At 62.8% G+C, this 10,744-nt stretch carries 9 protein-coding genes; 4 read left to right on the top strand and 5 right to left on the bottom strand.

Annotation, left to right across the window (positions count from 1 at the left end):
• Positions 1-44: 44 nt before the first annotated feature.
• The 4 genes from E1809_RS21205 to E1809_RS21195 all read right to left on the bottom strand — a co-directional run bounded on the left by E1809_RS21205 (position 45) and on the right by E1809_RS21195 (position 4,771).
• A complete protein-coding gene (locus E1809_RS21205) occupies positions 45-251 on the bottom strand; it encodes a helix-turn-helix domain-containing protein (protein WP_133206230.1) in 207 nt (68 codons plus the stop codon).
• 217 nt (positions 252-468) lie between these two features.
• Entirely contained in the window at positions 469-627 is a 159-nt protein-coding gene (locus E1809_RS27175) for a hypothetical protein (RefSeq protein ID WP_205754289.1), read from the bottom strand.
• 66 nt (positions 628-693) lie between these two features.
• Positions 694-4,368, bottom strand: coding sequence for a YobI family P-loop NTPase (locus E1809_RS21200; protein WP_133206229.1), 3,675 nt, complete (start codon positions 4,366-4,368; stop codon positions 694-696).
• Between the two features lie 220 nt (positions 4,369-4,588).
• Positions 4,589-4,771, bottom strand: a complete 183-nt coding sequence (locus E1809_RS21195) for a restriction endonuclease subunit S domain-containing protein (RefSeq protein ID WP_205754288.1) — start codon at positions 4,769-4,771, stop codon at positions 4,589-4,591.
• Between the two features lie 866 nt (positions 4,772-5,637).
• Here E1809_RS21195 and E1809_RS21185 point away from each other — a divergent pair.
• From E1809_RS21185 to E1809_RS21170, 4 genes are all read left to right on the top strand, one after another.
• Positions 5,638-6,501, top strand: a complete 864-nt coding sequence (locus E1809_RS21185; protein WP_133206228.1) for an HNH endonuclease — start codon at positions 5,638-5,640, stop codon at positions 6,499-6,501.
• A gap of 489 nt (positions 6,502-6,990) precedes the next feature.
• Positions 6,991-8,460, top strand: coding sequence for a purine-cytosine permease family protein (locus E1809_RS21180; RefSeq protein WP_133206227.1), 1,470 nt, complete (start codon positions 6,991-6,993; stop codon positions 8,458-8,460).
• The gene (locus E1809_RS21175) at positions 8,457-9,341 is read left to right on the top strand and encodes an arginase family protein (protein ID WP_133206226.1); all 885 of its coding nucleotides are present in this window, start codon (positions 8,457-8,459) and stop codon (positions 9,339-9,341) included. Before E1809_RS21180 ends, E1809_RS21175 begins: the two co-directional genes overlap by 4 nt.
• A gap of 10 nt (positions 9,342-9,351) precedes the next feature.
• Positions 9,352-9,687, top strand: coding sequence for an EthD domain-containing protein (locus E1809_RS21170; protein ID WP_133206225.1), 336 nt, complete (start codon positions 9,352-9,354; stop codon positions 9,685-9,687).
• 63 nt (positions 9,688-9,750) lie between these two features.
• Here the strand turns inward: E1809_RS21170 and E1809_RS21165 are convergent, their stop codons facing one another.
• Positions 9,751-10,707, bottom strand: a complete 957-nt coding sequence (locus E1809_RS21165) for a helix-turn-helix domain-containing protein (RefSeq protein ID WP_165962437.1) — start codon at positions 10,705-10,707, stop codon at positions 9,751-9,753.
• Positions 10,708-10,744 lie beyond the last annotated feature (37 nt).

Here is a 10,744-nt window from a genome sequence, read left to right as displayed (position 1 = left end):
TGTATCCCGGGACGAGAGCATGCATCCCGGACCGCCAACTCTGCTCAGCGTCTTCCACTGCCATCGCCCTCGTTCGAGATCGCGGCCCCGCCGCTGCGGACCCAGGCGTCGACCTCGCTGGTCTGGAACTTCCAGAGCCTGCCGATCTTGTGGGCTGGCATGGAGCGTTCGGCGATCCAGGTGTAGACGGTCTCCTTAGTCACGCCGAGGTGGGCAGCAATCGCGTCGGCAGAAAGCCATGGTTCGCTCAATACTGCGCTCCTCGGGACGGACGGCGACCACCTGGTCATTGTCTGTCCAGATTTTACAGGTGTTTCACACGGTCTAACGCGGTTTAGATCGAAGTCACTCGGGTATGCACCTTGTTTGGGCGACAACGAGCGACCCGTGCGACCTTCGACACGAGACTCAGCGCCCGCAGCGATGATCGACAGTCACCGTTCAGGCCCTGGTGTCTTCAGATCACCATCAGGACTGAACATTGAAGAGCCGGACGAGGTGTCCGACGGCTGACGTATGGTCGCCGGCCTCGACTGCTTCTCGCGCGAGGGCGGCGAGTCTCGCCGCTTCGTCCACGGCAAGCTTTGCAAGGATCGATTCTGTGACGCTACGCGCGGATGGACTCACGCTGAGAAGAGTGTGCCAGATTCAACGGGTCACCCGTAGCCATGCTCGCGCTTCTCCGCTCGGGTCTCATACAAGGTTCCGGACCTTCCTTCCGCGTCCGATGATCTTCTGGACGATCTCGATCCTCCCGGCGGCTTCGAGGCGCTTGAACAGCGTCTCGTTCGACGATCCTGCGGGGAGGTCGAACTCTGACCCGGGACCTGCCGACAGCCCGTCGTAGGGCTGGCCGAGGGACGCAAGGATGCCCGAGAGATCGGCCGGGGCGGTGTCTCTTGCGTAGGTCAGCTGACGCAGGACTATGTCCGGGTCCTGTGTAACACGAGCGATACGGCGGATCTCCCCGAGAGACAGCCAGATCTGGTTGCCGATCGCGAACTGTCCAGCGGCGCGTAGAGCTTTCTTGTCGTCGCCGGGCACATAGTCGCCAAGGCGCTCGACCACCATCCGACGCAGCTCGTCAGGAATCCACGGGCTCTCCACGAACTCGCCGACGAAACCCGCCAAGAGCGCCGGTGTCATGAAACCCGAGGCATTCTTCGACACCGCGAAGGCCTCAGAGACCGATTCCCACCCGCACGTCGCGAAATGAGCGAAGGTGTCAAAGGTATCCGGCAGCAGCTTCGCCTCCAGCGCCCTGGCGAGTAGCTGGTCGGGGCCCGGAGTCACCTTAGCGAGCTCAATCGCGGACTCGAGATTCAGCTGCTTGACGAGCTGGACCCGGGCCTGCGCTGCCAGATGCGCCGAAGCATTCAGCAAGCGGACTGCGAGGACGCCTCGGTCCGGGTCCGCAACCTCCTCGAAGTCCTGCAGTTCGACCTGATCGGCTCCGTCCGGGACGAGAAGGCCAGCCAGACGTTCGTCGACTCCATGGGCCAGTGCGTAAGCGAATATGTTGGCGACGGTAGGAGCCATGAGGCCCGCATCCACGATCAAGGGCCAGGTCGGCTCCGGGACGTCCTCGATCTCCTGGATTGTGGCGGAAGCGGCGCTCCGCTCGATCACGTCGCGCAGCTGGTCCTCCGTCCAAGAGCCGTGCTGCTCGTTGATGACATCGACCAGTACGGACTCCATGAGCACGATCGGCTGGGCCGACCCGTCGGCCTCCATCGCGGCGACGTAGTCGTCGATGCGTGTTTTGCAGAACTCCCACACGCTCTGTATTTTGCGCACTTCGTCGAGCGTCGGGGCTACGTCCACGCCGAGTGCCAGCTGCAGGTTTGGCGCGCTGACCTTGTATCTGTGCGCTGCCACGATACGAACACGGAGCGGGGCGTTCAGCTCGCCAAGGTCCGTGACCACCAGCTCCACCGCCTCAAGGAATTCGAAGACCCGCTCAGTCTGTGTTGCGGTCTGACTCTCGCGGACGGCGGTGAGACGCGGATAGGAAGACTCGAGGAGCGCCCGAGAGGATTCGCCGATCTCGTAGACGTCGGCATGCAGCCCGGTCAGGAGCGCCCTGTCGAACAGCTTCAGCCGTGTCTCTTCGTCCGGGATACCGGGATGGCCCGCGAGGTACTCGAAGACATCGCGCCACGGGTGTTCCGTCAACTTTTGGACGAGGAGTTCACGCGGGGCGTCGGGCGCATTGAGGAATGCGTCAAGGAATTTCTGGACATCCTTGCCGTCATGCGTGACGACGTACGCGACAAGTTGCTTCGCGTCTTCGGGTTTTTCTTTGAGCAAGTGGGACGCGACTTGGAGGTTCAGCGCGCTCACGCTGCTTGTGAAATCGGCCGGCACCTGCTCAAGCAGATTGCTCATGGCCTTCTCCGACTTGAACTCGTAGTCAACGTACATCTCGTTCGGCTGGATGCTGTGGTTGTAGAAGAAGGCGACATCGACGCCAACGAACTTGCCGTAGAAGATCGCGGAATATTCGGCGTAGTTGCGTGTGATGAAACCCCGCCGTACGAGGTCGCGTGCCAGCTCTGAGTCAAGTACGTCGGTGATGCGCTGGTCGAACCCGATTCGCCCCTTTGGTAGGCGCTCGTAGCTGGCCAGTCCGGCGAAGTCCGCTCCTCGCAACGTCGCGATGTCCCGGTCGTACCGATCGATCAGGCGGGCGAGCTCTTCAGGATCAGGATCCAGCCATTCCGTGGAATTAATGACTTCTGGGAAGACGCGGCTGATCTGTTCTCTAGAGGGCGTGACGGGGGTTGAGTTATACCTCTGGACAATGGAGAAGGTTTTCGACTTGGCGACGCGCTCCCAGAATTCCACCGAGCCGGCGGCATCGAACCCGTAGCCTTCGTCATCAACCGTGACCGAAACGTACGGGTGGCCGCTTGTCGGGGGGAAGAAGTCCTTGATCTCGCGGAGCCGACTTCCCAGCTTCGCAGCGGTCTCCTCTTTCCGCTCCCGCTGTTCCTCGGTCCTCATCCGGTTGCGGCGCTGCTCCTGCAGACCCTCAATCAGGGTCCTTACCTCGTCGCGATGGATCCGTTCGAGCTCATCGAGCGTGCTGGCGCGCTGTGAGATGGCTTCAAAATCGGCGAGGTGGAAGTTCTTGTACGCAACCAGCGCGAAGAGATGGTCCGCCGTCATGCCCGGCGCAGGGGTCTTCGTCCACAGGAGGTGCTCGGCGAACACCACGAACTCGTTGCAGATGTTCTTCATCAGGCGCATGTCGGTGGTGTGCCGTGCGATCAGGTCCAGGAGGGGACGTGACACGTCGTTCTCGTCAAGACCGAGTTTTACCAGCTCCTCGGCGAGGAGGTCACGGGCGTTGCGGTGAGAGATGAACGGCACCATGGGAACGACGATTTCGAAGAACTTGGTCCGGTTCGCCCGCCGGACGGCCTCTGCAGCAATGTCGAGCCGGGGCTTCGCGCTGGCCGTGGTGCCGTCCGGGCCGTCAGTGGCTTTAGCCTCGCCGTCCTTGAGTTCCGGTTCCTTTCCGAGCTGCTCGAACAGGCTGTCCTTGATGGCGTAGATGAACCGCAGAGGCGCGTCACTGGGCTGCCAGTTCGCGGAAGAATTGATGAGGGTGTTCAGTTCCCGGAGCGAGTCGAAGATCTGTGGATCCTCGAAGCGGTCCAGATCTTCGAAGATCACGAATTTCGGCTTGACGGTGTCAAAGAAGGCAACGATCTCATCGAGAAAGCTGTCGAAGTAGGTGGTCGGGCCTTCACCCAGGGCGATTTTCGTGCCGGCGGTCGTGACCTCCGAAACGATTCGGTCGCCGATGATCCACCGGGCCGCCCACAGGGACACCAGAACAAGAATGAAAAGCATTCCCGCCCGCACGAGGTACCCGGGCAAGTCAGCTGCAGCGTCCGGCCAGCCGGGTCCGGAACGCACCCCCAGCACCCACGGAAACCCCAGGCCCACCACGCTGATAAAGAGGGCATGAAGGAACGCACGGCCCTTGGTCACGGGTTTGGGCCGGGCGAACCGGGATCGACGGATCTTCCCTGGTGTCAGCCGGTAGACGAGTTGCTTGACCAGTTCCTTCTGGATCCGGTTGGTCAGGTCCTCGTCATCTTTATCCGGGCCAAGGGTGTTGATACTGATACGGACAGTGTCTTTGTCGTGCTTCTTCTGAAAGTCATCCAGCACGCTGGACTTGCCGGCTCCGTAGCGGCCGGTGAGGGCGATGTTGCGGTTCCGCTTATCGAGGACCGCCTCTTCAAGGTGCCGCACGTAGATCCCGTGCTGGCCGTTCTCGAATTCAGGAGCGAGGCTGCCCAGCTTGATCTGCTGCCGCGGTGCCCCCGGCTGGCTCGGACGTTCCTCGGCCACGGTTCCTCTTCCCCCAACGAGCCATGGCAGCGCTTGAGCGCACTACCTCCTCCTGATCTTATCTGGGACCATGATGCGGTTGTTTTCCCTCACCACGTCACGCGACGGCAGTGCTTCCCCGTGCCCCGATAAGCGCACTTGCCAGAGGGCCGCTTAGTGTTACGGCTAAGTGCACCTTGACGCCCAACCAAGACACGATCCCCCTCCTGGTTGTATTCCGTCACATAGCCCCGGGGGGTCTGTAGATGTAGGCGTCGCCACTGACGGCCACCTCCCCGTCGCCAATCCATGCCGCGGCTTTGGCGACAGCAGCATCGCCCTCGCTAGTCGTCGCGATAATGAGGTCGCCGGGCTTGGCACGCCGCAGCTTCGCTGCCATCACAGGGTCGGTGAATGACCTCATCGAGTCGGTCCTGGTTCCGTAGTGCGTGTGGATCTGGCCGTAGTGGAGTGCGGGCGAACCCTCCTCCGTGTGGTCCGGCTTGGGAGGCGTACCTCTGCATCTGGTACTCGTAGGCGTCGCCGAACAGGTCGAGAGTGTGGTCATGGAAGTTTGCCGAGCGGCAGCTCGGCGATGGCATCGAGCCGCCCCACCAGCTTCTTGTTGCGCTTGTCGACGTGTTGCAAAGCTTCGAGCTGTCGACGACGAGGTCGTCGAAGAGCCCCTTAAGGTGATCGTCGCAAAGGTCACCGACACCGTACGCTGGCCCGAGATGGTCGATGGGCTTATTGACAGTCAAAACCGAATGCGCCGGGCTCTTGATGCCATCGGTGGCCCGGGGATCTTCGAAGGGACTGGCGTGACACAGCCCGACGAAGTGGACTTTGGGGACGAACTTGGCAGCCCCTGAGCCCAACGACTTGATGCTGTGGTTTGCTGCCCGTTGGGGTTGGTAAGTACCAGCCCAGAGACGTGGGAAGGCCACCGGTGCCGAAGGTCGACCGCAAGTCGGCTGTACATTCGGATCTCGCCCGTCCGCTCGGACAAATGCCCAAGCAGCAGCGGACACGGCCTCGCCAGCGCTCCCAGAGATTGAGGGCGTCGCCCAGCAACGTGTAACTGAATGGACGCTTCAAACCGTTCTCCGATCCTGTCGGTCGTGAGGCCTTCCAGATGTGCAGCGAGGGAGCTATAGCTTCGCGGTGCGCTGCCAGGCGTTCTGACGGTTGGGGCCACTGGGCTCGATTAAAGTCGCCTTCGCCTCAACGACCTGTTTTAAGCCAGCCACCGCTCTGGCTCGCGGCGCAGCCGTGGCAGGATAAGGATTTATGGCGGCGGTCATTCTGGGATGGGATCCAAGCCGGTGGAACGGCTGGAATTACGATGCGGTCATCGAACTGATCGCGCAAACCGGCGAATACCGGGAACGATGGAGCGTGGGTGGGCACCACGTCCAGCCTGGAACCGAGGCATGGCTGCTCCTGCAAGGCCAATATGAGCACAGCCGCGGGCTCATCGGCCACGGCTCCATTATGTCGGAGCCATTCGCTGTGCCGCACCAGTCGGGTTCTTCCCGGACGTTGAACTACGTCGACGTCTCATTCGACGCTCTGCTCCCGTTGGGTTCGCAGATCCTCGTTGACGTCCTGAAGCGCGCGATGCCCCTCATTCAGTGGGACACACTGAAGCAGTCCGGCCAGCCCCTGCCGGAGGCAGCCGAACCCGAAGTCCGCCGGTTGTGGCGCGAGCATGCTGTTTCCTTGTTCCCGGATCCGCTCGCTCTGGTGCCAGGTGGCCACCCTGAAGGAACAGTCACCCGGGTGACGGTGAACAGATACGAACACAGCTCGCGTGCCCGGCGCGCATGCCTTGCCTTCCACGGAACGACATGCGCTGCCTGCGGGTTCTCTTTCGAGGAACGGTACGGGGAGGTCGCCAAGAACTTCGTGCAGGTTCACCATATCGTGCCGGTTTCACAGCTTGGCCCGGACTACGTGCTGGACCCCGTCGCCGACCTGATCCCGCTGTGCGCCAATTGCCACGCCGTGGCTCATCTGGGCGTCAGCAGTCCGCGTTCCGTGCACGAGCTTCGGGAGCTCATATCTGAGGCCGGACATCTGAGCGGGCAGGTCGTCACCCCTGAAGCTCTGCAGGCTCAGGAAAGCGCTCAGAAGATACTCGACCAGAAGTAATGAGGAGACGTCTGGCGGCCAAACCAAAGCAGACCCGTTGACAGGTTGTCTAGCCACTCCGTCGTTGACATTTACATTGACCGTCCAGCCATCATTCCGGAAATCCTCCCGGAAGCCGCCGCTGTCGTCGCCAATTACTGTGCTTCTTTCGGCGCTTCGGACAAGGCCGTAGTTGACCGTCCTCTTTGGGCGCCGCACACCGCGGGGAATCTGCCGTTCAAGCGGCGCTCGTCCATCGCAGCGGTTGAAGCGAGCCAGTCCGATGTCCCCTTCGATGCTGCCGCACCGCTGCTCCGCTTCGGCCACGGGTTGTCCCCCGGGCCCGGGAAATCGCTGACCATAGGTGGTCGCGGACTCCCTGCCTCGAGAGACCGCCCGTGCACACATTGCCGGGAAAGCCGTGCAAAATTCGCCGATCCGAGCCCGCCGATAAGGCGTAGCGTTTCATCACCCCAACACGCATACTGTTTTCACTCATCGGAGAATCGCATGGAGCAACGCGAGAGCATTGTCGAATCCCGCTCGTTCGACCACGTGCCGGAACAGGAACGGCACGGCACCGTCCGGACCCAGGTCCAGTTCTGGTTCATGGTCAACGCAACCCTCATCACCCTCTTCACGGGCGCCGTCGGACCAGCAATGGGGCTGGGCCTGACGTGGACGCTGCTCGCCGTCGTCGTCGGCAGCGTCTTCGGCACCCTGTTTCAGGCATTCCATGGCGCCCAAGGACCGCACATGGGCCTGCCGCAAATGATCCAGTCCAGAGTCCAGTTCGGGTCCCGGGGAGCGGTCCTCCCCCTCGCCGCCGTCACGATCGTCCAGCTTGGCTTCGCGATCTTCCTCATCCAAACCGCCTCGTCGTCGCTCGCCGCCATCACCGTGGACCAGACCACAACGTTCGACGTCGTCATCGGGGCAGCCGCCGTCGTCCTCGCCGTCGTGGGCTACCGGCTCTTGCTGCGGGTGGAAAAGGTTGCCTCATTCGTCACCTTGGCCAACCTCGCCCTCCTCACTGTCGCGGCCCTCGTCGTCCTCCCGATCGGTTCCCTCCTAGGGAACAGCGCCTTCGTGCCCGTCGCTTTCCTTGCCCAGTTCGGGGCCGCCGCGATGTACCAGATCGCCATAGCCCCGATGGTTTCGGACTACACCCGATACCTGCCGTTCAAAACCAGCGGACGCGCTGTATCCGCCGCGGTGTTCGGCGGCACCCTGCTCTCGGCCGTATGGCTCGAAGCCCTCGGCGCCGCCCTCGCCCTCGCCTCACCACAGGGCGCCGACCTCATCGCCGCGATCCGGGACATGGGCGACAAGTTCGGGTTCGGACTCGGCACCGCGTCCATGGCTGTCGCCGTCGTCTCCTGCCTCATCACATGTTCCCTGTCCTTCTACAGCGGAAGCGTCTCACTCCTGAGCGCATTCGAAGCGTTCCGCCCCCTGAAGTCCAGCGGAGCGGTGCGAGCGATCACTTTGGCGGGGGCCGGCGTCGTCGTCATCGCCGCCACCCTGTTCCTGCCGGCAGATTTCCTTCCCGCCTTCAACGCGTTCCTGAGCATCCTGGGCTACTTCCTCATCCCGTGGACCGCGGTCAACCTCACCGACTACTACGTCGTCCGCCGCGGCGTGTACTCGATCAGCGACATCATGCGCTCCGACGGCGGGATCTACGGCCGCTGGGGCGTGCCCGGCATGATCAGCTACGCCCTTGGGTTCCTCGCCATGATCCCGTTCTTCAGCACCTCGATCTACACAGGCCCCGTCGCCGCCGCCCTGGGCGGAGCGGATATCTCGTTCGCCGTCGGTCTCGCGGTCGCCTCGGGCTCCTACCTGCTTTTCATGCGCCGCCGCGACTTCACGGAAGAGTTCGACGCCGTCCGCGCAGCACCGCTCAACACGCTCGACGAGCCGCCCCTCCCGGCATCCGCGCCCACCCAACCAATGGAAGGAAACCTCTCCGCATGAAGAACCACGCGAACTCACTCCGCCTGCTCTGGCCACAATGGCAGGGCGCCGCGCCCGACGTCGTCGGAACCCTCGCACCCGAACTCCCGCTCCCCGCCGCCCAGACCGGTTACTCCCTCGGCACCCGCATCCTCGACCTCCTGGTCCCTGAAGCCGCAGGCCAGCGGACCGAAACCGTCCCCGTGTCCGGCCACTCCCCCACCCTGGGCACCGACCGGGGCGTCTACGCCCGCGACGTCATCATCGAACAACTCCAGGCCGCACTCAACATCCTGGCGGACGCCGATCCGGACCGCGTCACCACCCTTGGCGGCGAATGCTCCGTCAGCGTCGCCCCGTTCAGCCACCTCGCCGCGAAATACGGCGACGACCTCGCCGTCGTCTGGCTCGACGCCCACCCGGACTGCACCCTGCCCAGCAGCAACTACGACGGCTACCACGCCATGGCAATCTCACACCTGACCGGCCACGGAGACCCGGACGTGCTCAACGCACTACCCGCAACCATCCACTCCTCCCGGATCGCCCTCGCCGGGCTGCACTCCTGGGCAGAGGACGAACTGCCCAACATCGAAGCCTGGGGACTCGCCACTTTCCCTCCCAACGTCCTCAACCAAGGAACCGACAGCCTGATCGACTGGCTAAAGGCCACCGGATGCTCAAAAGTGGCCATCCACCTCGATCTGGACGTCATCGACAGCAACGACCTCGTCCTTGGACTTGGCATGGAGCCCGACGGACTCACGCGCGATTCCGTGGCGAAGACCATCGCCGCACTCAACGGTGAAGCCGACGTCGTCGCCCTCACCGTTGCCGAATACCTTCCCCGCCAGGTCCTGGCCCTCCAAGACCTGGTCGGCAAAATCGAATTCCCCTCCTAGGAGCACCACCATGACCTACACACTGGCGTTCCTCACCCGCCCAAAGCCCGGGATCACCCTCGAAAAGTTCTACCAGCACTACACGGAGGTCCACAGACCGCTCGCCGAAAAACTCCCCGGACTGCTGTCCTACCGCCAAACACGCATCCTTAAAGAGGGCTACAGGGGCGATGACGCAATCGACTACGCCGCCTACTCCGAGTACACCTTCGAGAACGAAGGCGACGCAGCAACTGCCTTCGAAAGCCCCGAAGGCATCGCCCTCAACGAAGACACCGGCCGCTTCATGGACTGGCCGTCTGTCCTCACAATCCCCCTCGCGGAACTGGGGACCTACCGAAGCTAGTTCCTTCGCCGCCGCCTTTGCCTGGTAGCGCGAAGGCGGCGGCGATCTCGTTGCCGGAGTTGTTCAAGCCGCCGTAACGGCACGGGCGCCGGCGCGAAACTCCGACGGGACGACGCCGTGGACACGCTTGAATGCCCTCGTAAACGTCGTGGGGTCGGCAAAGCCGACGCGCAGTCCGACATCGAAGATGGGTACGTCGCGATGGTAGGAGGAACGAAGAAGACGCGCGGCTTCCTCCAGACGAACATCCCTGATGTAGGACGCCGGCGTGGTTCCGGCCTGCGAAAAAATCCGGGCGAGCAGGCGCGGAGAAATCCGCAGATGCTCAGCGATGAGCGATGGTGTCAACGCCGGATCGCGGAACCGCGTCCGCACTAGATCCTGCCCGGACTTCAGCAGTGCCGTCTGCCCTGCCAATCCACTGATGCATGATGAGCCTGAGGCGTACATGGCGGAGACAAGATCCACGGCGGCCACGGCCAACGATGTGGCCTCAAGGCTCTGATTGCTCTGGTCTGATCCGAAACGAATCGGTTCGTCGATTTCGGCGAACTCCCGAAGAATTGTCCTTAAGACTCTGCCCAGTGGGCCGTCAGAGGCATGAAAGACGCGGCCGGCGTCCGGAGCGAGCCTGCCAGCCAGCCCATGGGGAACTTTCAAGACCGCTTGCTGGATGGGCTGTGGAAAGTCGAATGCATAGGGGCGGGTCGTGTCGATGATTACCGCGTCCCCTGGACGCAGTTCGGACTGCCGACCCTTGTGTTCCACACGTCCCGCGGCTCCGGCGTCGTGCAGAACGACCATGAGGTCATCGCAGTCATGCCGGCGGATATCGCGCGCGGTCCGGGAGACCCCGAAGGGTCCGGCGGTGAGCATCCGCAGTGACAGTTGCGCCGTGCTCGCCGATGCACGGAGGCCGGCATCGAAACTTGGCGCGGCCCAATCAAGGCTGCAAAGCTGGAACTGCTCAACGCATAGGGCTTCCCATGCATCAGCCGAATTTACGGTGTAGTCGATCATCTTCGTCTTCCTTGGTCCCCGATGGGGTGCTGCGATA

The organism is Arthrobacter terricola (assembly GCF_004354015.1).
Classification (GTDB): Bacteria; Actinomycetota; Actinomycetes; order Actinomycetales; family Micrococcaceae; genus Arthrobacter; species Arthrobacter terricola.
This window is presented reverse-complemented; position numbering and strand designations above follow the sequence as displayed.